A 24,634-nucleotide genomic window follows, 5' to 3' on the forward strand; every position below is an offset into this window, starting at 1 on the left:
TGACTTTGAGGTCTCCGGCGGGAACACTGGTGGAATGCCGTCCATCCTCAAGTCGCGTGTGGCGCTGGCCACGCTCATCGGCGTGTTCCTCATTCCGATCATGACTTCGTCGTTGCGCGGGCTGACTCACGTTCTCACCTGCGAGGGTCAGGTGGAAACCCCTTTCTCGGTCGTGATCGAGAGTGGATTCGACCCGATGGTGCTGAGCGCGCAACAACTCGTTGCGGGAGAAGACGACTCCATCTGCGGCGGCATCAGCGTCGACTTCCGGGCGCGGGCCGCCGAAGGAAACCGGATTGCCCTGACGCTGGCCGTCGTCAACGAAACAGCCGACCCCTGGCGCGGAACGATCGATCTCGAACTCGGTCGGGTGAGGGTTCCGATCTCCATTGGCCGGGTGGCGGCAGGTACCGAAGAGACCGAGACGGTCGTCTTGAATCTCGATGAGGGGGAGAGTGAGATCGCCGGGTCCTTGCTCGTAGGGCCTTGACGGGGTCTCCCGCATCCACGCTTCGGGTCGGGACGCGCATCCTCGACTTCTCCGGCGGGCGAGTCCATCTCATGGGTGTCTTGAATCTGTCGCCGGAGTCGAAGAACACACAAACGGTCGCCGGGAATGCCGGCGAGGCGATGCGGATTGCGGAGAATCACCGGCGGCACGGCGCCACCATCATCGATGTGGGCGCGCAATCCTCCCACTTCGATAACGTGGAACTGAGTCCGGAGGAGGAACTCGAGCGGCTCGCCGAGACGGTCCGGCGCCTCGTCGACGAAGGATTCATCGTATCCGTCGACACGTGGAAGCCGGCAGTCGCGGCGGGGGTCATCGAACTCGGCGCGACGATCGTGAATGACACAGGCGGCTTGCAGAACCCTGCGATGGTCGATGCCGTGGCGCGAAGCGAAGTGGCGGCGGTGGTCATGTTCATAGAGGGGGACACGCCGCTCTCGGTGGAGGAGATAGATCTCGGGGGGTCCATCGTGGCCGGGGTTGCAGATCGACTCGGTGCCAGATTGCGCCATCTGGCCGCAACCGGCATCACCGATGTAATCGTCGATCCCGGCATCGGGATCTCTTATCGCGGAGATCGGGCCCGATACACCGAGCACCAGATAGATGTCATCAGACGGTTGGGGGACTTGCGAGCGCTCGGGCAACCGGTGCTGGTTCCCGTGCCGCGCAAGGCCGAGCTTGCGCCTACTCTTGCCCTGGCCACTCTTGCTCTCGAGTACGGCGCGGACATCCTGCGGGTGCACGATGTCTCTGCGGTGGCGGAAGTCGCTCGAATGATGGGAAGATTGTGATGAGTCGTCGTGTATTGGTGACGGGATCAGCCCGGGGACTCGGCCGGCACCTGGCGGTCGCCCTGGGATCCGATGGGTTCGAGGTCGTCGTTCACTACCGGGCGAGCCGGGATGGCGCGGAGGAGACGGCACGCCTCGTCACCAAGGCCGGGGGAGCCGCCGAACTCGTCTCCGCCGATCTCACGGATGCCGGTTCGGTCGACGAGATGGCAGCCGCGCTGAAACGGTCTGGCGGCCTCGACGTTCTCATCAACAACGTCGGTGGATTCATCATCCGCCACACGGACGATCTCACGCCCGAAGATTGGGACAGAGTCCTGGCCGCCACCGCCAGTGCCACCTTCTACACGACCAGGGCGCTGTTGCCGCTCCTCCGAGATGGGCAGCATGCCCGGATCGTCAACATCGCCGACTCGGGAGCCGACAATCTGCGTGCCTCTCCCAAGTCACTTCCGTACTACGTCGGCAAGACCGGAGTTCTGATCATGACGAAGACTTTTGCGGTCACCGAGGCATCGCGCGGGGTAACGGTGAACGCCGTCATGCCGGGTGTGCTCGAGAACAGCATCACGTTTCCGGCATTGGACAAGATACCGGCCGGCCGGTTGGGAACCCTCGACGACATCGCCGGAGCGGTCCGCTATCTGGTATCTCCGGCGGCCGATTACGTGACCGGTTCCTATCTGCAGGTCGGCGGTGGGTGGAATCTCTGACATGAACATGATCTGGCACGTCTACGGTCCACGCGATGCAGGGCCCGGAGAGCGGCAGCAGATGCTGAGCCGGGCGCAGGCGATCTTCGATCAGCTGGGGGTCCAGGCTGCCGACGTCGTTCGTGTCGACGTTCCCGGGCGCGGGGCTTCTGCCGAGAATGCCGATCGCGAAGGAATCGTGAGAGCTGAAGTCGACCCGGCGCTACCCGCGCTTCAATCCGGTTCGCTCTTTGGAGGCCGTCAGGGTCTCATGGTCGTGGACGGCCACCAGTTGCTCAAGGGAGAGGCAGACATCATCGCCGAGTTGCTGGCTGCTGCCGACCGTGAAACGGTGGTGGTCGTCGTTTCCTCCGGAGCACTTCCCTCCACGTTGGCAAAGGCTCTGAAGGCCGGCGAGACGATCAAGATCGAGAAGCTGAGGGAGAAGGACGCCGCCGCCTGGCTTGCCAACGAGATTCGCGATCGGAAGATGAAGATGCCGACGGAAGCCCGCGAGGCGTTGCTCCAACGGTTTGGCAGCAACGTTGCCGCGATGGGCCAGGCTCTCGACCAGCTGGCCGGTGGGGCGGCGATCAGCCGCGAAACGATTCTCGTGCGCTTTCAAAATCGTCCCGACGAACCGATGTGGCACCTCGCCGACGCGATCAGCGCCGGGAAGGTCGGCGAAGCACTTCGCCGCCTTGCCGACTTCCTCACTCACGGACATCCGCTCCAGTTGCTCGGTTATCTCGAAGACGATCTCAAGAGGCGATCGCTGGCCTCGGCCGCCGCGACCATCGACGAGTACGCCGAGCAGGTCGGCGGCAGGCCCGGAGACTGGCGGGTGAAGCGCGATTGGACGAGAAGATCGCGAGTGTCGGATTCCGAGCTGCGGGCGGCCCTGTCCGCTCTGCTGAAGGCTGACGGTCTGCTCAAGTCGGCGCCGGAGGAAACTCATCGCTTGACGATGGAACGTTTGACGGTGGCCATGTGCCGGCTATACGGTGGCCGACCGGTTCAGGTCGGCTGAATCTCTGCGGTTGTGGCGGGGGTGTGGCCGTCGATCTTGCCCCGCCACCTCGTGCACTGCTACGATTCGCTACCCGCGCGGCTTCCGGCGCGCCCTGTTTCCATCAGAGGTTTCGATTTCGTATGGCCAATATCAAGTCACAGATAAAGCGCAATCGTCAGAACGAGACGCGCCACTTCCGCAACAAGGGTTTTCGCTCCGAGTTGAAGACCCGTGTCAAGAACGCTCTGGCTGCTGCCGAAGCCGGTGACGGCGACCGCGCACAGGAACTCTCCCGCCAAGCTCAGAAGCGGATAGACATGGCTGTGACCAAGGGTGTGCTCCACCGCAACACGGCCGCCAGGCGCAAGGCCAAGCTCGTTCGGGACGTCAACCAATTGCTTGGTTCGTAGTCAGCATCAGTGCGTTTCGACCGTTCGGTCACCAGCTCTAGGTTCAAGGTAATAGGTTCACCTGTGACGTACCCGACTTCCGCGAACCCAGAACTCGGAACTCAAAACCCAAGACCGTCTCTGAGTGCAGTGACGTCCGGCCTTCGACCGCCGTCATGACCTCTCCCGCCATTCGCAATTTCAGCATCATCGCCCACATCGACCACGGGAAGTCGACTCTGGCGGATCGCATGTTGGAGCGCGCCGGCGCGGTCTCTGCACGTGAAATGCGGGCCCAGGTGCTCGACACAATGGATCTCGAACGCGAACGCGGCATCACCATCAAGGCGCAGGCAGTTCGCCTCGAGCACAAGGCGCCCGGCGGGGAGCGATTCGTACTCAACCTGATCGACACGCCGGGTCATGTCGACTTCAGCTATGAGGTGTCGCGGTCGCTCGCTGCCTGCGAGGGAGCAGTACTGCTGGTCGATGCCGCTCAGGGAGTGGAAGCACAGACGCTCGCCAACGCCTACCTGGCGATCGAAGCCGGCCTGGAGGTCATTCCGGTCATCAACAAGATCGACCTGCCTGCTGCCGATCCCGAGAGAGTCTCCGAAGAAATCGCCTCGATCCTCGGCGTCGACCCGGACGAGGTGATTCGTGTCTCCGCCAAGACCGGCCAGGGTATCGATGATCTGCTCAACCGGATCGTACGGGACGTACCTCCCCCTACCACCGACGGGGGAGACCTGCGCGCCCTCGTGTTCGACTCGTATTACGACTCCTATCGAGGCGTCGTGTGCTACGTCCGCGTGGTGGACGGAACCATGGCCCCCGGCGACTCGCTGCTCTTCTCGGCGACCGCAGAACGCCACACTGCGTCGGAGGTCGGAGTTCTGACGCCGGTGGCGGTGCCGGTCGCCAGGCTCGGACCCGGTGAGGTCGGGTATCTCATCACCGGCGTGAAGGAAATCGATCGAATCCGAGTCGGGGACACGATCAGCCATCCCGGTTCGGCCCGGGTCCAGCCGCTTCCGGGCTATGCAGAGCCCCGACCGATGGTCTACTCGGGCTTGTTTCCTTCGGACGGCGAGGATTTCGAGAGACTGCGCGAAGCCCTCGAGAAACTGCGCCTCAACGATGCCTCACTCGTGTTCGAGCCGGAGACCTCCCGTGCCCTGGGCTTTGGTTTCCGGTGCGGTTTTCTGGGACTGCTTCACATGGAGATCGTCCGGGAGCGTCTCGAGCGTGAATACAACCTCGATCTCGTTGCCACTGCCCCGTCGGTCGCCTACCACGTAACCACCACCGACGGTGCCAGCTTCGAGATCCGATCGCCCCAAGACCTGCCCGATCGGGGGCGAATCCAGTTTCTCGAAGAGCCCTACGTGCGTGCGATGATCATTGCGCCGTCCGAGTACACCGGAACGATCATGGAGCTCGTTCAGGCGCGGCGCGGCACCATGGACCACATGCAGTATCTGTCGCCGGAACGGGTTGAGCTGATCTACAACCTTCCTCTTGCCGAGGTCGTATTCGACTTCTTCGACCAACTGAAGTCCCGGACGCGCGGATACGCTTCGCTCGACTACGAACCGGGCGCATACAAGGCATCAGACCTGGTGAAGGTCGACGTCTTGCTCAACGGACAATCGGTGGACGCCTTCTCCGCGATAACTCACCAGGACAAGGCCTATCAATATGGAAAGCAGATGGTCGAACGTTTGCGCCGCCTCATTCCACGTCAGCTCTTCGACGTCCCGATCCAGGCTGCGATCGGAAGCCGGGTCATTGCCCGTGAGACGGTCAAGGCCCGGAGAAAGGACGTCATCGCCAAGTGCTACGGCGGTGACGTGAGCCGCAAGAGGAAACTTCTGGAGCGTCAGAAGGAGGGCAAGCGGCGCATGAAGATGGTCGGCTCGGTCGAGGTGCCGCAGGAAGCCTTCATATCGGCGCTGCGGATCGACTCCGACACGTGATGCAGCCCGACGGCGTCGAGCTCGCCGACTCGGCAGCTGCCTGGTCGGGTGCCTACGTTCATGTTCCTTTCTGTGCGCGGGTCTGCCCCTATTGCGACTTCAACGTCGTTGCCGGCCGCGACGACCTCCAGCACCGATACGAATCGGCTGTCCTGGCGGAGATAGAAGGCGAACCTGCCTGGCGGCCTCTCGACTCCGTGGCTTTCGGAGGCGGCACCCCGAGCCGGCTTCCTGGTCGATCGCTTTCTGCCATCGTTCTCGCGATGCGGCAGCGGTTCGGCCTCGTCGAAGGTGCAGAAGTGAGCCTCGAAGCGAATCCTGAGGACTGGTCGGAGCCCCTGGCGGAGTCGTTGATTGCCGGCGGATTCAATCGGGTGTCGTTCGGAGCTCAGTCGTTCGACCCCGGCGTTCTGGCGGACCTCGGCCGGCTTCACGATCCGGCCGACATCGAGAACGGTGTGAACGGTGCGAGACGGGCCGGATTCAGATCGATCAGTCTCGACCTCATGTTCGGCACTCCGGGAGAGTCGATGGAGTCTTGGCTGGGATCGGTGGAACGAGCCCTCGCGCTCGAGCCGGATCATCTCTCGCTGTACGCCCTGACGGTGGAGCGGGGTACGGCTCTGAGCAGGGCCATCAGGGACGGCGCTCCTGCTCCGGACGAGGACGATCAAGCCGACAAGTACGAAACCGCGCAGGAGTTGCTGGCGGCCGCCGGGTTCATTCGGTACGAGGTGAGCAACTTCGCTCGTCCCGGTCATGCCTGCCTGTACAACCTGCTCACTTGGGCACAAGGCGAATACCTGGCATTCGGTCCGGGTGCCCACGGACATCGCGCAGCGTCCCGATACAGGAACATTCACAGGCTGGATGCCTATCTGGACGCGGTCGAAGCCGGGATTCGTCCGGAGCAGGGGAGAGATCACCCCGGCTCCTGGGAGAGGGAACAGGAACGGTTGATGCTCGGTCTCCGCCGGACCGCCGGCGCCGTGGCCGGGTGTGCCGGCGAAGCTCTTCTGGAGAGTGAGTGGGGTCGCCGCCTTGTCGGCGCCGGAGTTCTGGGTTCGTTCGGCGGCCGGATCGTCGTTGAGAAACCGTTGCTCGGCAACGACGTCGCAAGAGCGGTCTTAGCACTCGCACCCATCGACTGCTAACGTGATCTCGTGTTGGACGAGCGAAGATCTGAAGTTCTCAGGGTCCTTGTCGAGGAATACATTTCGTCAGGTGAGCCCGTCAGTTCCCGCGCCATTCTCGAGTGCTCGAAGCTCGATGTCTCGCCTGCGACGATCCGAAACGACCTGGCCGCGCTGGACCGCGACGGTATGGCAATCCAACCTCATACCAGTGCCGGGCGGGTTCCGACCGGTCGCGCCTACCGCTATTACGTCGATCATCTGACCCCCCGACGGCTGCGCGCTCCCACCCGCGAGCGGATCAGGGAGTTCTTCTCGTCTGTTCACCAGGAGTTGGGCCGGCTGCTCAAGTCGACCAGCGAGCTGGTGGCCGATCTCAGCAAGTATCCGGCAATCGTCACCGGTCCCGGCATGGCCGGTGAACACGTGCACAGCGTCAGCCTCGTACCCCTCGGCGGTCACGCCATTCTCATGGTGCTCGTGAGCGATGCCGGCCGGGTGGGCAAGGAGGTGCTGACCCTGGATGGCCTGGTTGAGCCGTCGGTTGTCGACGAATCCGAACGCGTACTGGCCGCAATGCTTCACGGCCGCCTTCTGGCCGGGGTTTCGAGCCTGCGTGATGAAATGCCGGGTGGTCTGGCAGCCGGCATTAGGGAAGTGGTCGAAGCGGGATTGGAGGCGGTTGGCCTATCCGAGAACTCGACTCGCGACGTCTATGTCGGCGGAACCAGCCAGATGGCCGAACTCTGGGGGGACCTGTCCACGGTTCACCGGGTCCTCGGGATGCTCGAACGGGATGCGCTCGTGATGAGCATCATGGCGTCTGCTCCTCCCGGAACCGTGATCCAGATCGGCGAGGAGCTTCCGATGAATGAAAAGGTCGACCTTGCGATGGTCTCGACCCCTTACCGGGTTGGGGGAGTTGCGGCGGGACGAATCGGTGTACTGGGGCCGATGCGAATGGACTACAGCAGGACCATCTCGATTGTTGAAGAGGTGAGCGACAATCTGGCCGACAGCCTCGGTTCCTGATCATGAAAGCCGATTATTACGAGATCCTGGGCGTAGCCCGAGACGCCGGCGCGGATGAGATCAAGAGGGCTTTTCGGAAGCTGGCCCGGGATACGCACCCGGATGCGAATCCCGATGACCCATCCGCCGAGGCCCGGTTCCGCGAGGTCGCAGAAGCATATGAGGTGTTGTCGGATCCCGAACGACGGCAGCGCTACGATCGCGGCGACCGGGTCGACATCGGCGACCTCTTCTCGAACCTGGGTGCGTTCGACGATCTGCTCCGCTCGGTATTCGGCGACAGCGGCCTGTTCGGCGGTGTGAGACGTCAGGATCGTCAGAGGGGCCGCGACGTCCTGGTCCCGGTTGAAGTCGATCTAGCCGAAGCGGCCTTCGGAACCGACTCATCGGTGGCGTTTCACGCCGCGGTGACCTGCCAGAACTGTTCGGGAAAGGGTGCAGCTCCCGGTACCACCGCCGACACATGCTCTCAGTGCGGTGGAGCCGGATCAGTCCGCGTTGCCAGGCGAACCATGTTCGGGTCCATGATGTCGATCGCGCCGTGCGCCCAATGCGGGGGTACAGGTGAGATCATCGTGACCCCGTGCCTCGAGTGCCGCGGGCGAGGCACGGTGGAGAGCGAACGAACCGCCAACGTTGAGATTCCGCCCGGTGTGTCGGATGGGACGCGTCTTCGAATCTCCGGCCAGGGTGAGGCAGGTGCGCGCGGCGCGGCCGCTGGTGATCTCTATGTTGAGGTCCGGGTGCGTCCGGACGAACGGTTCCAGCGGGAGGGCATCGATCTTCACCACCCGCTCAAGGTCGGCCTGGCGCAGGCGGCGCTCGGTTTTGAAGCCGTGGTGCCGTTGCTCGAAGAGGGTGAGACAGATCTGGAGATCCCGCCCGGCACCCAACCGGGCACCGTCTTCCGGCTGGCAGGCAAGGGCGTACCGCGCCTGGGGCGGCGCGGGCGCGGGGATCTCCTGGTTCACGTCGATGTCGTCGTGCCCACCGAACTCGACGCCGACCAGGAGTCGTCGTTGAGAGCATATGCGGCGGTCGCCGGCGAAGAGGTGTCCAGGGCGAAGCGCAGGCGCAAGGCGCGCTGAATGGCTCACGTACCTCATCTGCTCCTGCCGGATCCGTGGGGCGAGGATGGGATCGAGCTGAATGCGGCGCAGCGTGACCATCTGGCCAAAGTCTTGCGCCGTTCCCCGGGTGCAACCGTCTCCTATACAGACGGCGCCGGTCGTCGAGGAGAAGGCACCTGGGAGGGAGATGTTGTTGCGCGGGGCATCGAGGAGATCGCGGCGCGTCCCTCTCCCGTGCTCTGTCTGGCCGTTGCGCCGCCGCGTTCTCGGGATCGTGCGCGGTTCATCGTCGAGAAACTCGCCGAACTGGGAGTCGATGAGTTGTGCTGGCTGAAGGCGCGGTTCGGGCAGGACGACCCACCAAGTGCCGAGAAGGCCAGAGCCTGGTCCATCGCCGCCCTCGAGCAGTCGCGCGGGTCGTGGTTGATGGACGTGTCGGGACCCGTTTCGCTCGATCAATTGACCGGGGTGCTGGTAGTGACCGATCTCACTGGAAGTGACGCCGTGCCACTTGGAGCATCCCGCTACACGGTACTGGTTGGACCCGAGGGTGGTTTCCACGAAAGTGAGATTCCCGAGCATGCGGCCAGGCTCCAGCTATCTGATCGGGTGCTGCGAACCGAGACTGCTGCCATCGTGAGTGCAGCACTGATCCTAAAGGGACTAGACCGTTGAGGACGGCGATTCTCACCCTTAGTGACCCTTTCCGCGCAGTGCCTTGTCTGGTAGAGTTCCTTGTGGGAGGAGGGTCCGTTAATGAGCGAAACGCCGTACAACGAAGCTGTCGGTCGGCGCTTGCGGTCGATCCGCAAGCAAAAGGGACTGTCTCTGCAAGACGTGGAGGCCAACTCGGAGCTTGAGTTCAAGGCGTCCGTACTCGGAGCGTACGAACGTGGCGAGCGGAGTCTGTCGCTGCCCAGGATGCAACGCCTGGCATCGTTCTACGGGGTACCGGTGGATCAGTTGCTGCCTCGTGATGATCTCTCGGCGCAAGCATCCAATCACGGTATCCCGACCGGCGGGGTGAGTATCGACCTGAACCGGCTCGAGCGCGACGAAACCACCGATGTGGTGGAACGGTTCATGCGGGCCATTCAAATCATGCGACAAGACTTCAACGGTCGCGTGCTGACGATTCGGTCGAGCGACCTGCGGCTCCTGGCCGGTCTACTCCATCAATCGGAAGAGTCTGTTGTGGACGTCCTGACGACGCTTGGGGTCGAAGGGACCGCCTAACTTGCGGCGCAGTGGCCGTCACTTCTGCGCTTCTCTCTCTCCGCTTCGTATGGAGCGATGATGCGCGATTGTGTCTTCTGCAAGATCGTCGCCGGCGAGATCCCCTCGTCAAAGGTTGCCGAGACAGATCGGATCTATGCGTTTCGCGACATCGAACCTCACGCTCCGACGCACGTCCTGCTGGTTCCCAAGGAACACGTCCTCGACTCGGTAGCGGACCTGGGCGCAGACGACGCGGACTGGCTGGCTGAACTCATGGTCCTGGCTGCAGAGGTCGCCCGGGAAGAGGGTCTCGAGGATGGATGGCGAATAGTCACCAACGTCGGGCCGGCTGCCGGACAGACTGTGTTTCACGTCCACTTCCATCTCATGGGTGGTTGGTCCGACCGATAACCGCCGTCGACCGTCCGACGCTGCACTCGAACCTTTCCTCCGCTTCAGACGACGCGGTAGCACCCCTGTTGATAGGGTTCCTCTAGAGCTCGGAGATCAACCATGTCGCGGGCATATAGATTCAACCTGAACGGCAGCAAGCTCGAACCGGGCTCATTGCAGCTCGAAGCACAGGGCGTCTCTCTCTCGTTCGGCGGTGTCCAGGCGCTGCGCGACGTGGATCTGAATGTGCGGCAGGGGTCCATACACGCGGTCATCGGGCCCAACGGTGCCGGCAAGACGAGCCTTCTCAATTGCATCAGTGGCTTGTACAGGCCGCAAGAGGGTGAGATCCGGTTGCACGACGGTGTCGAGCTTCGGAACCTGATCTCCGTCCGACCGAGCACCATCGCCGGATGGGGGGTAGCCAGGACCTTCCAGAACATCGAGTTGTTCCGGCATATGACCGTCCTTGAGAATCTAATGCTGGGTCGGCATGTTCACATGAAGAACCGCCTGCTGCCCGCGCTCTGGTACTACGGGTCGGCCCGCCGCCAGGAGATTGCCCATCGTGAGGTCGTCGAAGAGGTGATTGACCTCATGGAGATTCAGGCTTTCCGTAAACAGCCGGTCGGCGCGCTTGCCTACGGGATCCAGAAACGAGTCGAGATGGGCCGTGCGCTTTGCATGCAACCCTCGCTGCTTCTGCTCGATGAGCCCATGGCGGGAATGAATGCTGAGGAGAAAGAGGATATGGCCCGGTTCGTCCTCGACGTGAACCAATTGGCCGGAGTGACGGTGGTGCTGATCGAGCATGACATGGGAGTGGTGATGGACGTGTCGGACATGGTCAGTGTTCTCGACTTCGGGGAGCTGGTCACTTCGGGCAGCCCGGAGGTTGTGTCGGCGGACCGGCGCGTGATCGAAGCGTACTTGGGCGAGGAGCACACGGTTTGACGACTGCCGCGACCGTGCCGCTGCCGGCAGAGGCCGGCACCACCACCACATTTCCGAAGCTGCTACGTGAGCTGGCCGTCGGGGAGACCCGAGATGAGATTGCGCTCCAGGAGAAGCGCTACGGGATCTGGCAGTCGATCGCCTGGTCCGAGTACTACGAGCGGGTTTGCGCGTTTGCCCACGGCCTTGCATCCCTCGGTGCCGGTGAGCGAGAGATCATCGGTGTGCTTGGAGACAACCGACCCGAGTGGCTGATCTCGGAGCTTGCCGCCCAGGCGCTCGGTGGCGCCACGGTGGGGATCTACCCGACCTCGATCGGCGAGGAGGTGGTGCACATCCTCAACCACGCCCGTGTGCGCTTTGTCGTTGCCGAGGACCAGGAACAGGTGGACAAGCTCATTGAACTGGAAGACGAACTAGAGACTCTGGAGAGGGTCATCTTCTACGATCCACGCGGCCTCGAACTCTACGAGCACGAGAAACTCATGGAGTTCACCGACGTTGAGGAAGCCGGCAGGGAGTTCGCCGGAAGTCGGCCCGGCTGGCTCGATCGGAGGATCGATGAAGGTCGCAGCGGCGACGTGGCGATTCTCTCGACGACTTCGGGGACCACCGGCCAACCGAAGCTGTCGATGCTCACGCATCACAATCTCCTTTCGATGGGCCGGAGTCTCATGGAGGTGGACCCGATTCAACGCACGGATCGGTTTGTCAGCTTCCTGCCTCTCGCCTGGATCGGCGAGCAGATGATGGCGATTGCCTGCGGTCTCCAAGCCGGCTTCCCGATCAGCTTTCCCGAGGAGGCGGCGACGGTTCAGGCCGACATGCGCGAGATAGGACCCGACGTCATGTTCAGTCCGCCGCGCATCTGGGAGAGCATGCTCTCTTCCGTGCAGGTGCGGATTTCGGAAGCCGGCTGGCTGAAGCGCCGGGCATTCGCATGGGGCTTCGAGGTCGGTGAGAAGGCGTCGGAGATGATCGTTCAGGGGCGGCCACTCCCGCCGCAGTTGCGTTTGCGGCTGCGGTTCGCCGAGTGGGTCGCCCTGCGACCTGTGCGCGATCAACTCGGTCTCACGCGGATTCAGCGGGCGTATACCGGTGGTGCCCCGCTCGGCCCCGATGTGTTTCGATTCTTCCATTCGATCGGCGTCAACCTGAAACAGATCTACGGCCAGACCGAAATATGCGGAATAGCGGTTGTGCATCGAGACAGCGACATCGCCTTCCACACCGTTGGGACACCGATCCCGGGCACCGAAATGAAACTCGGCGACGACGGAGAGATACTGCTGAGATCACCTGCGGTCTTCACCGGTTATTACCGAAATCAGACGGCGACCGCGGAAGCTCTGGACGGCGACGGCTGGCTGCACACCGGAGATGCAGGCTTGATCGAGAACAGCGGTCATCTGGTCGTGATCGACCGTGCGAAGGATGTGATGCATCTCCCGGACGGCACCGCTTTCTCGCCGGCATTCATAGAGAACAAACTCAAGTTCAGTCAGTTTGTCGAAGAAGCCGTCACATTCGGTGGCGAGGAGCCGTACGTGGCCGCAATCCTGACGATCGACGGCCAGACCGTCGGCTCCTGGGCCGAACAGGAACACCTCGGCTATACGACCTATACGGATCTGGCGCAGATGGACGAGGTCTATGCGCTGGTCGCCGAAGACGTCCATCAGGCGAATCTGGATCTGCCCGAGTCGGCGCGGATACGCAGATTCCTGTTGCTCCACAAACAGTTCGACCCGGATGACGAGGAGATCACCCGGACTCGAAAGGTGAGAAGGCGGACCATTCGCGAGCGATACGGACGGTTGATCGAAGCGCTCTACACGGACGGTCAGGATGAGGTGACGATCACATCGACGATCACCTACCAGGACGGTTCAACCGTCGACCGGGAGGTGCGCTTGAAGATCCTCTCCATGGATGAGTTCGTTCCAAGCGGAAAACGGCGCCGATATGCGTGGAGCCGCCGATGAGTAACTTCATCCAGCTGACTCTGACCGGTCTTGCCAACGGAGCAATCCTGGCGGTGGCTGCGCTCGGGTTCGTTCTGATCTACAAAGCGACGGGCGTGATCAACTTTGCGCAGGGCGAGTTCCTCCTGATCGGCGGATATGTCATCTGGGCCTTCACGGTCGCAGGCCTGCACTGGAGCATCGCGATACTCCTTGCGCTCCTCGTCGCCGTGGCGATGGGAATGCTGATCGAACGTCTCGTGCTTCGTCCGATGGTCGGAGAGAGTGCGATTTCGGTCATCATGGTCACCGTCGGCTTGGCCGCGGTGCTCGGCGCCCTGGTTCAGGGTATCTGGGGAACCACCCAGGAGTCTTTGGATATCCTGCCGGCCTCGTCGATCGCTCTCCCCAGCGGTGGGGCTCTGCCCGTCAATCGACTGTGGGCCATCGGGATCGCGGCGGTGGCTCTCACGATCTTCACGGTGTTCTTCAGGAAGTCCCATTACGGAGTGGCGATGCGGGCGGTCGCAGACGATCAACAGGCCGCCATGGTCATGGGGATCAGCGTTCGTCGGGTCTTTGCGATGTCCTGGGCTCTGGCGGCGGTCAGTGCCGTCATCGGGGGCCTGCTGATTGCAAGCCTGATCGGGAGATCCAGCGAAATCGCCGTTTTCGGCCTCATCGTGTTCCCGGTGGTGATCGTCGGTGGACTCGACTCCATTCTCGGCGCTCTCGTGGGAGGTCTCATCGTCGGTTTGTTGAGTCAGTACACCGCCGGGTATTTCGATCCGGCCCTCAGGACGGTCGTGCCGTACGTGATCCTCGTGCTGGTGCTGCTCGTCAAACCCTACGGCCTGTTCGGCGAAGAGCGGATCGAGAGGGTCTGAACTATGGCCACTTCCACCGGTATCTACCACACCACCTACCGCCGGGAGATGCGCCTTCGTCATACGAAGGCGGAGTACGCGCGCCTGGCATTGCTCGCAATCGCTCTCGTGGCTGCTCCGTTCGTGCTGTCGCCTTTCTGGCTGGCAACGGTGAACGCAATAGGTATCGCCGCCATCGGCGCCATCGGTATCAACATCCTGACGGGATTCACCGGGCTGATCAGCCTCGCCCAGGGTGCCTTCCTCGCCGTTGGTGCCTACACAACTGCGATTCTCGTGGAAAGGGTCGGACTGCCGACGCCTCTCGGAATTCTGGCGGCGGTGGTGGTGGCGGCTGCGGTCGGCGCCGTGACGGGACTGCCTGCCGCCAGGCTGAAGGGTCTCTACCTCGCAATCGCAACGCTGGCCGCGCAGCAAATCATCTCGTATCTGATCCGCACCTGGGACGTTCTGACCGGCGGGGTCGACTCCCTCGTCGTTCCCAAGCCTCGTATCGGGGGCTACGTCGTCAAGGGCGACTTCGTCTGGTACTGGATCATCTTGGTGTTCGCCATCATTGCTGCGCTGGCCGCCACGAATCTCTTTCGAATCGGGCTGGGGAGGGCGTTCGTGGCGATCCGCGACCAGGACATCGCCGCCGAGGTCATTGGTGTCTCTGTGACGAAGTACAAGCTGGCGGCTTTCGCGATTTCCTCCGGGTTCGTCGGCCTGGCAGGTGCTCTGTTGGCTCACTACCGGGGCATCGTGACGTGGGAGAGGTTCACTCTCGACGTCTCGATTCTCTACCTGGCGATGGTCATCGTCGGCGGTTTGGGCAGCGTTTCGGGTTCCATCTATGGGGCTGCGTTCATGATCGGGCTCAGGGCCGGAATCTCCCAGCTCGGACAGGCTATGCGAGACGTGGTGCCCTCCCTCGCCAGTCAGGTTCCGGCAATCCAGAGGGGGGTGTTCGGTCTTGTGATCATTCTCTTCCTGATCTTCGAGCCGCGCGGTCTTGCTCGAATCTGGGAGCGAATGCGCGACTACGTCCGGCTGTGGCCCTTCAGGTATTAGGCGCGAAAGAGGCAAACGACAAGAGGAGGAACGGAAATGACCAGACGCAAGACAATCCTTGCTCTGTTGCTGGCGCTGATGCTGATCGCATCCGCGTGCGGTGGGGACGGCGGCGGTGAGGCAACCGGTGATCCGATCGTGATCGGGGCGATCTTCGATCTGTCGGGTCCGACCGCCGACGTCGGCACGCCCTATTCGGAAGGGGTGCTTGCCTACATCGACTGGCTCAACGGCGAGGGGGGCATCGACGGCCGCCCGATCGAAGTCAAGCACCAGGACTACCAGTACGATGTGGCTCAGGCCGAGACCCTCTATTCGCAATTCGTTTCTGAGGGGGCTGTTGCGTTCATGGGGTGGGGTACGGGGGACACCGAAGCTCTCCGCACCCGTGTGACAGACGATGAGATCCCATTCATGTCGGCTTCGTATTCCGAGGCGCTCACCAACCCGGCGGAAACCCCCTACAACTTCGTGGTCGGTACCAGCTACTCCGACCAGATGCGGGTTGCGCTCAAGTGGATCGACGACAATTTCGACGGGCACGCCGAAATCTCAGTGTTCCATCACGACAGCCCATTCGGGACTTCTCCGGTCGCCGACGGTGAGAGCTATATCTCAGACGAGGGCTACGACATGGGATATGCCGCCTATCCGATGCCTGGTGGTGTGACCGATTACATCGCCGAGCTGAGTCAGGCACAGAGCCAGGGTGTCACCCATGTAATCGTGCAGAACGTCTCGAGCCCTGCTGCAACTCTCGCCAAGAACATCGCCGAGCAAGGCCTCGACGTGACCATGATCTGTTTGAACTGGTGTGCGGATGAGGGGTTCGTGAACCTGGCAGGCGCCGCCGCCGAGGGCGTTCACGGCGTTCTCCCGTTCGGCTCGCCGTCCTCGGGAGGTTCGGGCTTCGATATCGCGGACGAGTGGCTCGTTGACAACGGGAGCAGCCTCGATGCGAAGGGCCTGCACTTCACGCAGGGCTGGTGGTCGATGGCTGCGATGGCGGAAGCAATCAAGGAAGTCGTCGATAGCGGGGACGATGTGACCGGTCCCAACATAAAGGCTGCCCTCGAGTCGATCAGTGGATTCGACACAGGAGGAGTCACGGTCGATATCGGGTTCTCCGAAGACAGCCACAAGGGCATGCCCGGTGCAAGCGTCTTCCAGGTCGAAGACGGCATCTGGACGAAGGTAGCCGACGAGTTGAAGCCGTAGGAGATCGTTTGGCAGACAAGCAAGAGTCCGCGGAGGTTGGGGCGGCGACGACCGCCCCAACCTCCGACGTCGTCCTCGACTTGAACAACGTCGAGGTCATCTACAACGAGGTGATCCTCGTCTTGCGCGGGTTCTCGCTCAGCGTCCGCCAGGGCCAGATTGTGGCGCTTCTCGGATCGAACGGCGCCGGCAAGACCACGACTTTGAAGGCCATCAGTGGGCTGCTTCCTTCCGAGGACGGTGAGATCTCCGACGGTGAGATCACCTTCGATCAGACCGACATAAAGAACCTGGACCCGGCAAGAGTCGTACGGCTCGGGATCTCACTCGTCATGGAAGGCCGTCGTGTGTTCGAGCATCTCACCGTGAACGAGAATCTGATAGCCGGCGCCTACACCAGATGGGGTGACGGGGCGGTGGATGACGACATGGAACTCGTCTACTCCTACTTCCCGCGGCTGGCAGAGCGAACGAACCAGACTGCCGGCTATCTGTCCGGCGGCGAGCAGCAGATGCTTGCCATGGGACGGGCGCTGATGCAGCGACCGAAATTGCTGATGCTCGACGAGCCGTCACTGGGTTTGGCGCCCCTGCTCGTGGCAGAGATCTTCGGGATAGTGCAAAGACTCAATCAGGAACTGGGAACGACGGTCCTGTTGGTTGAGCAGAATGCTCGCCGGGCGCTGGAGATCTCTGATCAGGGCTACATCATGGAAAGCGGTCGCATCGTTCTCGAAGGTCCGGCCAAAGATCTGGCCGAGAATCCCGATGTTCAAGAGTTCTACCTGGGTATCGGCGAGAGCGGCGAGCGCAAGTCGTACCGGGACGTGAAGCACTACAAACGCAGGAAGCGCTGGTTGTAGGTGATCGGATGAAACCAACCGAGTACGGTCGGAGCTTTGATCAACGGGTTGCGGACCTCGTAGTCGCCGCGGCGGCGGTGCCGGGCTTCGCGGCTCGTCTCGAGGCAGCGGGCTTGCCCCAGGAAGAACTCGTTTCAGTCGCCGCGCTGGATCGTTTGCCCGTTCTCAGTAAGGATCGATTGCTGGACCTTCAGGCCGCCGAACCGCCGTTCGGGGGTCTGCTTGCGGCAGGAGTCCAACCTCGCCGTGTTTTCCAGTCGCCCGGACCGCTCTACGAACCGGAAATCACCATCAGCGATCACTGGCGATGGGCATCCGGATTGCGCGCAGCCGGTTTCGATTCGGCCGACATAGTGATGGTGTGTTTCGGATATCACCTGTCCCCGGCAGGAGCGATGTTCGAGGAGGGGGCCAGGGCGGTCGGCTGCACAGTCCTGGCTGGGGGTATCGGCAACATGGACCTGCAAGTGCAGGCAGCCGCCGATCTCGGAGTGACTGCATTCATCGGCCTGCCGAGCTACCTGAACGCGTTGCTCGACAAGGCCGACGAGATGGGACGCCGCCTCGGCTTGGAGAAGGCTTTCGTGACCGCGGAGCCTCTGCCCGCTTCGCTGCGCGCCCGGCTCGAAGCCCGCCTCGGTGTCGTCCGGCAGGGCTACGGCACGGCCGAGGCAGGGAATCTCGGGTTCGAGTGCAGCGCGGTGGACGGTTTTCACGTGCCGGATGATGCACTGGTCCAGGTGACCGACCTCTCGACCGGCGAGGCACTCTGGGACGGGAGTGAAGGTGAGGTGGTCGTCACCTTGCTTCACCCGGAGTACCCCCTCGTCAGATTCGGAACCGGCGATCTTTCGGCATTCATCATCGCCGACTGCTCGTGCGGTACTCCGACGCCGCGTCTCAAAGGATGGCTCGGACGGGTCGGGGATGCTGTCAAAGTGAGGGGAATGTTCTTGCACCCTCGCCAGGCTGCTCGGGCTCTCGAAGGGGTGCCCGGCGTCGGCTCTTTCCGGTTCATCGTCGACCGGGTCGACCATCGTGACTCTCTCAGCTGCGAGGTCGTGGCCGCCGGCTCCGCGGCGGGAAGTGATCTCGCTGCCCGGGTCTCGGAGCACATCCGGTCTGCGTTACGGTTCAATGTCGTTGTCGAACTGGTGGAGCAGATCGATGAGGGAACACCGGTGATCGAAGACCGGCGCATCTGGGAATAGGGGCTCGCCGCGACATTTCACCTTTTCCCTTTCGAGATGGGCTCCGGATTCCCTATACTGCGGGTTCCCCGTATGCATACCTCCTGTAGAGGAATCATTGCTATCTAGCGCATCCACTTCCGAGTTACGTTTGCGCGTTCCCAGCAACCATCTGATGCTGGATCTCCTGGGAGAGCAGGATCAGTTTCTGCGACGCGTCGAATCGGCCTTTCCGGAGGTCAAGATCGTCGCGCGCGGAAACGAGTTCCACGTGAGCGGTCCCGAGCAGCAAGCCGCCAACGCCCATACGGTCCTTTCCGAGCTGTTGCTGGTCGTGCAGGAGGATCAGCGGCTGGACGGGGAGCAGGTCGATCGAGTTGTGCAAATGGTCCGCGATGAGGTTCCCAGTCCCTCGGGTGTCTTCTCGTCCGGCATCCCGGTCGGCGGCGGGAGGGTTATTCGCCCCAAGACCCTCGGGCAGCGCAAATACATCGATGCCATCCACGATTCGACCGTCGTTTTTGGCATCGGACCGGCCGGTACCGGTAAGACCTATCTGGCGATGGCCACCGCAGTCGAAGCGCTGCGATCGGGAGCGTCCCGACGCATCCTTCTTACCCGGCCCGCCGTGGAAGCCGGCGAGCGTCTTGGGTTCTTGCCCGGTGATCTGTCGGCAAAGATCGATCCGTATCTGAGACCCCTCTACGATGCTCTCTACGACATGCTCGGCGCCGATGAGACTGCCAGGCTCATGGAACACGGAACCATTGAGATCGCCCCACTCGCCTACATGCGCGGTCGGACCCTCAACGACGCTTATGTGATCCTCGACGAAGCGCAGAACACGTCGCCCGAGCAAATGAAGATGTTTCTGACCCGTTTGGGGTTCAATTCGAAGATGGTGATCACAGGCGATGTCACCCAGATCGATCTTCCTTCCGGGAGAGGGTCGGGCCTCAAACTGGTGCGCGGGATTTTGCGCGGTATTCCGGGAATTTCCTTCGTGGACCTAACGGCCCGCGATGTCGTTCGAGCGAAGATAGTCGCCGACATTGTCGAGGCGTACGGCCGCTACGACGAGAACGGCAGCGACGTATGAAGTTCCTGGGGCACCGGGTTGGACTGGGCCGCGCCGCATTGCTCGTGGTCACCGTATTGATCGCGTTCGGTCTGTTGGCCCTTGGTCAAGAAACCAGCGAATTCAATCTGATCATCAACGGTGTGTCGCCGAAGACCTTCCAGGTCGACCCGGAGGGTGAGGAGATCTCGGTGGAGGATCCGGAACTGACCGGCGCTGCTCGTGCCGCAGCTTCCGCATCGGTGGAGGCGGTGACCAGTGTCAGCCCCGAGACCAACCAACTGGTTCTGGCGGATATTCAACAGGTGTTCGACACCGTCCGGGAAGGAGTTTTCCTTCCCGAGGAGGAGCTGACAACGACGACCACGCTGCCGGTACCCGAGATCACCACCACTACGACGACTACTACCACCGTGCCGACAGACACAACGGTGCCGTCCGATGACTCGACCACCACCACTCTGCCACCCGAGCCGGCCACAACCACCGTTTCGGGAGTGCTGTTCATCGATGCCGACAACCTCGGCGTCGACGCCAACGGCGTGTACGACCCGGAAGAGGGCGATCTGCCGCTCGCGTCTGTGACCGTCAGCATCACCGACAGCACGGGTGAGGTTTTCCAGGTCAATACCGACTCGTTGGGCGCCTTCGAACTCAGCGGGGTTCTGGTCGGAACGATCTATCCGCGCTTCGACCCAACCGACGTTCCCGATCACTTCCTGTTGTCCACCGAACCGTGGCCTTCGGAGGTGACGGCCCAGGAGGGAACGCCGGTCGCACTCGATTCCGTTGGCTTTGCGCCGCAGCTCACGACGCTGGACACACAACGCGCCGTTCTCGGCGAACTGACCCTGCTCGACACGGAGACGATCGAGACTCTGATCAGGCTCGCCACGGACGACGTCATGCGTGTCCAGGCCGGTCGTTCTTCCCACCTCGATGCAGTGGAAGCGGCGGCTGTTGATCGGGCCAATGAGCTGCTTGCTTCAGGTTTGGATGCCGAACAGGTCACGACCGCGAAGAGGCAACTGCGCGATGCTCCGCCTCTTGTCCGGCTGGACGGAGAAATCAACGACCAGGCGGGCGAGGCGGCGGCCGCCGTGGTCAGCGAGTATCTGACTGCCAACGTGCAGTTCGACCTGGCCGCCACGGAGACGGCCCGGGTTGAGGCGGCCGACGCCGTCGGGCCGGTGATGGTCACGTATATACCCGGTGAGGTCATCGTGGACAAGAACGAAGTCCTCACGGCCGCAGATTTCAATGCCATCAGCGCCGCGGGTCTGAATGATCCGTCGACCTTCGAGTATTACCAGTTGGCGGCCGTCGTTGCCCTGACGGTCATCGTTGTGTCCATCTACCTTGCGCGTTTCCGGCCCGCTTTCTGGGGAGCCGGGCGGAGGGTTGCCCTCTTCGGGATACTGATCGTGCTTGCTGCGGCGGGGGCGCGAGGAGCGGTTGCGATGGCGTCGGCGTTCGACGTCCTCGATGGTCTGGCCGGCTATGCGGTGCCTGCCGCAGCCCTCGGGTTCATGGCGGCGATCCTCTTTGATCCGAGAATCGGCGTGCTCCTTGCTCTGGTGACTTCGGTGCTGACCGCACTCGCCACGGGTGACAGCGGATTCGCCGTGTTCGCCCTCATCTCTGCCATGGCGCCGATTCTCTTCGTTTCTTCGATCTCCACACGCGGGGATCTGCGGCGCGCCATCCTCTATTCTTCGGTCGCGGTCGCGGTCGTGGCCGCCATCGTGTCATGGTTCTTCCACAGTCCGGGCGCGGACAACCCCGCTTCCATCGTGGCCCAGGCGACGACCGTCGCGTTCGTGACGACGATCGGCACCAGTCTCGTGGCTCTGGCGGCGCTGTCGTTCTTTGAAGTGATGTTCGACATCACGACAACGCTGCGTTTGCTGGACGTGATCGACCGCAACCACCCGGCTCTTCAGCTGCTGCAGGAGAAGGCCTGGGGCTCTTTCAATCATTCGCTGATGGTCGGAACGCTCGTAGACAAGGCGGCCCGGTCGATCGGTGCCAACAGGCTGCTGGCTCTGGCAGCCGCCTACTACCACGACCTCGGGAAGACGGAGAGTCCCACTCACTTCATCGAGAACCAGTTCGGGATTTCGAACCCTCACGACCTTCTTCCACCCGAGGAGTCGGCCGAACTGATTCGCAATCATGTTCTCCAGGGTGTTCAACTGGCCAAGCAATACCGGATTCCCAGCGAGGTAGCCGAGGGTATCGTCTCGCACCACGGTGACGGCATAATGCAGTTCTTCTATCAGAAGGCGCTGGACCAGTACGGTGCGGAGAACGTGGACGTCGAAACGTACCGGCATGCAGGTCACAAGCCGCGCGCCAGGGAAATGGCGATTCTGATGATGGCCGACGCGCTCGAAGGGGCATGCCGGGCTATCTTCCAGGATGAGGATCCGTCGCCGGAGAGTATTCGGGAAGTCTGTGATCGCATCGTCGGGGAGAAGGTCGCAGACGGACAGCTGGATGAGAGCGAGCTCACCATGGGCGATCTGGCGAACGTCAAGGAGGCTTTCGTCGACGCTCTGATCGGGCATTATCACCAGCGGATCCCGTATCCGAACTTCCCGGGTACCGCCCAGAGGCCTGTGGAGACTGAGGATGGAAGCGTGGATGCTCTCGCCGGTGAGGATCTGCCATGAATGTGTTCTTCGCGGACGAACAGGACGAACCGCTGCCTGCCGATGATCTCCGACATCTCGCCGAGGTCGTCATGGAGGCCGAGGGTCTCGCGCCGGATACCGAGGTCACGGTGCTGGCGGTCGCCGAGGAGCAGATGGCCGACTACAACGAACGCTTCATGTCACGGGAAGGCCCCACCGACGTCCTCGCTTTTCCGATCGAGCAGCTCGTACCCGGTCACGTTCCCGCACCCCCCGTCAACGGTCCGCCGCTGAATCTCGGTGATGTGGTCGTCGCTCCGGCATACATCAAGAGACAGGCTGCCGAACGGCGGGTGGCATATGAGGATGAACTGGCGTTGATGGTCACGCACGGCATCCTGCATCTGCTCGGCTACGACCACACGGAAGAGGCCGCCGCCGATGCGATGGAGGCGCGCGAGGCGCAGCTGCTGCAGATGGTGGGTCGAACCCGGCCATGATCACCTTCGCGTTGGCCGTTTCGTTTCTCCTGCTGCTGGTAGCGGCCGCTTTGCGGGCCGCGGGAGCTTCCCTGGTTTCGACTCCAAGGGCCGATGCTCTTCACGACGCGGCCGAAGGTGATCTCCGTGCCTCGACGGTTGCCGAGCTGCTCGACGACCGCAGTCGGATTCAGCCGGCCATCGGCATGGTCCACTCGGCCACTCTGGTCGCTGCGGTCCTTCCGGCTGCGTGGGCGATGTCCGACAGCGTCGCCGGGTGGTCGTTTGCACTGGTGCTGACCGGACTCGGCATAGCCGTGATCCTCGTTGGCGACGTGCTGCCTCGCTCGTTCGGACGGCACAATCCGCGAGTTCTCGCCTACCGGCTCGCTCCGCTCCTGAAATGGGCCGTGGCCGTAGGCGGACGGGCTTCTGATTTCCTCCTCGAGGAAGAAGAAGACACGGAGGAGGTGATCGAGCAGGATGCTCAGGATCGCGAGGAGATCGAACTGATCAGCAGCGTTCTCGATTTCTCCGACACCATCGTTCGCGAAGTGATGGTGCCCAGAACCGACATGGTCACGATTCGCGAGAACGACGTGAGCGATCTGGCGGTCGATGTTGTCGTCGAGCACGGATACTCCCGTCTCCCGGTGACGGGCGAGGGGTTCGACGACATCCGGGGAATCGTCTATGCCAAAGATCTGCTGCGATTCCTCGATGAAGGATCCATGCCCAGTCTGGTCTCCCAACTGATGAGACCCGCATATTTCGTTCCCGAGACCAAAAGGGTCTCGGATCTCCTACGCGACATGCAGTCGGGCAAGGTGCACATCGCCGTCGTCGTCGATGAGTTCGGTGGTACGGCGGGAATCGTGACTATCGAAGATCTGATCGAGGAACTGGTCGGGGAGATCGTCGACGAGCACGATACCGAGGAGTCGATGGTCGAAGTCGCCGCCGACGGAAGCCTCCTGGTGGATGCCCGCCTGGCGGTAGAGGCTCTGAGTGAGTTGGTCGGTGTGCACCTCCCAGATGAGGAATGGGACACGGTTGGAGGCCTGGTGCTCGGCCTTGCCGGACGTGTGCCCCGTGAATCTGAGACGTTTGAGGTGGAGGGCGTCCTTCTCACGGCGACACGAGTTCAGGGCAGGCGGGTCGCGCAAGTCAACGTCACTCCTCCGTCGTCATGACCCGCTCGGGGTTCGTCGCCGTTGTCGGAAGACCGAACGTCGGCAAATCGACTCTGGTCAACGCACTGGTCGGGAGCAAAGTTGCGATCACGTCCAAACGGCCCCAGACGACCCGTAATCGGATCCGCGGGGTCGTCACCCGCCGGAATGCCGCGGGTGAGCCCGAATCGCAGGTCGTGCTCGTAGACACTCCCGGGTTACACAAGCCGAAAACGGCGCTCGGAGAGCGACTGAACGCCCTGGTGTACGGAACGCTCGCCGAATCGGACGTCAACCTCTTCCTGCTGGATGCCATGCAGCCGGTGGGGCCGGGAGACCGGCTGATCGCCGAACGTCTCGGCGCGGCCGGTACTCCGGTGGTGGTCGTGGTCAACAAGATAGACATCGCGCCCAAGCCGGCCGTGGCTGAGCGACTGATTGAAGCTGCCGCCTGGGACTTCGACGCGTACGTGCCTGCCAGTGCTCTCGAGAAGGAAGCCCTCGAACCGGTCATGGATGAGCTGATCGCCCGCCTGCCCGAGGGCCCGCTTTTCTTCCCGTCGGACGCGGTGTCGGATCAGCCCGAACACCAGCTCGTCGGAGAAATCGTCCGTGAGAAGTTCCTCGATCGTTTGCGGGAGGAGCTGCCTCACAGCCTGACCGTGGTCGTCCGCGAGATGGAGGAGCGCGAGTCGGGCACTCTCTACGTCGACGCGGTTGCGATCGTCGAGCGCTCATCCCAGAAGGGGATCATCATCGGCAAGGGCGGTGAGATGCTGCGCACGGCGGGCTCTGAGGCTCGCGCCGAACTGGAGACAATCTTCGGTACGAAAGTCTTTCTCGATCTCCGCGTGAGAGTCGAGAAGGACTGGCAGCAGCAGCCGGAGTTGCTGGACCGGCTCGGGTTCCCCGGATAG

Annotated in this window: 24 protein-coding genes; all 24 read left to right on the plus strand. The window is 62.4% G+C overall.

Annotated features, from left to right (window positions below):
- The first annotated feature begins 34 nt into the window (after positions 1-34).
- The 24 genes from VLT15_03010 (at position 35) to era (ending at position 24,634) form a co-directional block, all read left to right on the plus strand.
- Complete coding sequence (locus VLT15_03010; protein HSR44187.1) at positions 35-490, plus strand: hypothetical protein; 456 nt, start codon at positions 35-37, stop codon at positions 488-490.
- On the plus strand, positions 487-1,305 hold the full coding sequence (locus VLT15_03015) for a dihydropteroate synthase (GenBank protein HSR44188.1): 819 nt from the start codon (positions 487-489) through the stop codon (positions 1,303-1,305). The genes VLT15_03010 and VLT15_03015 overlap by 4 nt, the downstream gene beginning before the upstream one ends.
- Positions 1,305-2,018, plus strand: coding sequence for an SDR family oxidoreductase (locus VLT15_03020; protein ID HSR44189.1), 714 nt, complete (start codon positions 1,305-1,307; stop codon positions 2,016-2,018). The genes VLT15_03015 and VLT15_03020 overlap by 1 nt, the downstream gene beginning before the upstream one ends.
- A gap of 1 nt (position 2,019) precedes the next feature.
- Complete coding sequence (locus VLT15_03025) at positions 2,020-3,027, plus strand: hypothetical protein (GenBank protein HSR44190.1); 1,008 nt, start codon at positions 2,020-2,022, stop codon at positions 3,025-3,027.
- A gap of 122 nt (positions 3,028-3,149) precedes the next feature.
- Complete coding sequence (gene rpsT, locus VLT15_03030; GenBank protein HSR44191.1) at positions 3,150-3,419, plus strand: 30S ribosomal protein S20; 270 nt, start codon at positions 3,150-3,152, stop codon at positions 3,417-3,419.
- A 155-nt stretch (positions 3,420-3,574) separates the two neighbouring features.
- Complete coding sequence (lepA, locus tag VLT15_03035) at positions 3,575-5,377, plus strand: translation elongation factor 4 (protein ID HSR44192.1); 1,803 nt, start codon at positions 3,575-3,577, stop codon at positions 5,375-5,377.
- On the plus strand, positions 5,377-6,531 hold the full coding sequence (gene hemW / locus VLT15_03040) for a radical SAM family heme chaperone HemW (protein HSR44193.1): 1,155 nt from the start codon (positions 5,377-5,379) through the stop codon (positions 6,529-6,531). The genes lepA and hemW overlap by 1 nt, the downstream gene beginning before the upstream one ends.
- Positions 6,532-6,540: 9 nt before the next feature.
- A complete protein-coding gene (gene hrcA / locus VLT15_03045) occupies positions 6,541-7,542 on the plus strand; it encodes a heat-inducible transcriptional repressor HrcA (protein HSR44194.1) in 1,002 nt (333 codons plus the stop codon).
- Between the two features lie 2 nt (positions 7,543-7,544).
- Positions 7,545-8,630 carry a molecular chaperone DnaJ gene (gene dnaJ, locus VLT15_03050; GenBank protein HSR44195.1) on the plus strand — a complete coding sequence of 362 codons (1,086 nt, stop codon included), beginning with the start codon at positions 7,545-7,547 and terminating at the stop codon, positions 8,628-8,630.
- The gene (locus VLT15_03055; protein ID HSR44196.1) at positions 8,631-9,287 is read left to right on the plus strand and encodes an RsmE family RNA methyltransferase; all 657 of its coding nucleotides are present in this window, start codon (positions 8,631-8,633) and stop codon (positions 9,285-9,287) included.
- A gap of 81 nt (positions 9,288-9,368) precedes the next feature.
- On the plus strand, positions 9,369-9,848 hold the full coding sequence (locus tag VLT15_03060) for a transcriptional regulator (protein HSR44197.1): 480 nt from the start codon (positions 9,369-9,371) through the stop codon (positions 9,846-9,848).
- 60 nt (positions 9,849-9,908) lie between these two features.
- Positions 9,909-10,241 (plus strand): histidine triad nucleotide-binding protein, encoded by a 333-nt coding sequence (locus VLT15_03065; GenBank protein ID HSR44198.1) that lies wholly within the window; start codon positions 9,909-9,911, stop codon positions 10,239-10,241.
- Positions 10,242-10,343: 102 nt separating this feature from the next.
- Positions 10,344-11,177, plus strand: coding sequence for an ABC transporter ATP-binding protein (locus VLT15_03070; protein ID HSR44199.1), 834 nt, complete (start codon positions 10,344-10,346; stop codon positions 11,175-11,177).
- Positions 11,174-13,162, plus strand: coding sequence for an AMP-binding protein (locus VLT15_03075; GenBank protein HSR44200.1), 1,989 nt, complete (start codon positions 11,174-11,176; stop codon positions 13,160-13,162). The genes VLT15_03070 and VLT15_03075 overlap by 4 nt, the downstream gene beginning before the upstream one ends.
- Positions 13,159-14,028 carry a branched-chain amino acid ABC transporter permease gene (locus tag VLT15_03080; protein HSR44201.1) on the plus strand — a complete coding sequence of 290 codons (870 nt, stop codon included), beginning with the start codon at positions 13,159-13,161 and terminating at the stop codon, positions 14,026-14,028. The genes VLT15_03075 and VLT15_03080 overlap by 4 nt, the downstream gene beginning before the upstream one ends.
- Positions 14,029-14,031: 3 nt before the next feature.
- The gene (locus VLT15_03085) at positions 14,032-15,081 is read left to right on the plus strand and encodes a branched-chain amino acid ABC transporter permease (GenBank protein ID HSR44202.1); all 1,050 of its coding nucleotides are present in this window, start codon (positions 14,032-14,034) and stop codon (positions 15,079-15,081) included.
- Positions 15,082-15,117: 36 nt separating this feature from the next.
- Positions 15,118-16,299: an ABC transporter substrate-binding protein gene (locus VLT15_03090; protein HSR44203.1), complete on the plus strand. Its 1,182-nt coding sequence runs from the start codon at positions 15,118-15,120 to the stop codon at positions 16,297-16,299.
- A gap of 80 nt (positions 16,300-16,379) precedes the next feature.
- The gene (locus tag VLT15_03095; GenBank protein HSR44204.1) at positions 16,380-17,162 is read left to right on the plus strand and encodes an ABC transporter ATP-binding protein; all 783 of its coding nucleotides are present in this window, start codon (positions 16,380-16,382) and stop codon (positions 17,160-17,162) included.
- Positions 17,163-17,170: 8 nt separating this feature from the next.
- The gene (locus VLT15_03100) at positions 17,171-18,373 is read left to right on the plus strand and encodes an AMP-binding protein (protein ID HSR44205.1); all 1,203 of its coding nucleotides are present in this window, start codon (positions 17,171-17,173) and stop codon (positions 18,371-18,373) included.
- A gap of 130 nt (positions 18,374-18,503) precedes the next feature.
- Positions 18,504-19,451: a PhoH family protein gene (locus VLT15_03105; GenBank protein ID HSR44206.1), complete on the plus strand. Its 948-nt coding sequence runs from the start codon at positions 18,504-18,506 to the stop codon at positions 19,449-19,451.
- On the plus strand, positions 19,448-22,105 hold the full coding sequence (locus VLT15_03110) for an HDIG domain-containing protein (protein HSR44207.1): 2,658 nt from the start codon (positions 19,448-19,450) through the stop codon (positions 22,103-22,105). Before VLT15_03105 ends, VLT15_03110 begins: the two co-directional genes overlap by 4 nt.
- Positions 22,102-22,566: an rRNA maturation RNase YbeY gene (gene ybeY / locus VLT15_03115; GenBank protein HSR44208.1), complete on the plus strand. Its 465-nt coding sequence runs from the start codon at positions 22,102-22,104 to the stop codon at positions 22,564-22,566. The genes VLT15_03110 and ybeY overlap by 4 nt, the downstream gene beginning before the upstream one ends.
- A complete protein-coding gene (locus VLT15_03120) occupies positions 22,563-23,738 on the plus strand; it encodes a hemolysin family protein (protein ID HSR44209.1) in 1,176 nt (391 codons plus the stop codon). Before ybeY ends, VLT15_03120 begins: the two co-directional genes overlap by 4 nt.
- Positions 23,735-24,634 (plus strand): GTPase Era, encoded by a 900-nt coding sequence (gene era / locus VLT15_03125; protein HSR44210.1) that lies wholly within the window; start codon positions 23,735-23,737, stop codon positions 24,632-24,634. The genes VLT15_03120 and era overlap by 4 nt, the downstream gene beginning before the upstream one ends.

The organism is Acidimicrobiia bacterium, from assembly GCA_035471805.1.
Classification (GTDB): domain Bacteria; phylum Actinomycetota; class Acidimicrobiia; order Spongiisociales; family JAHEDJ01; genus JAHEDJ01.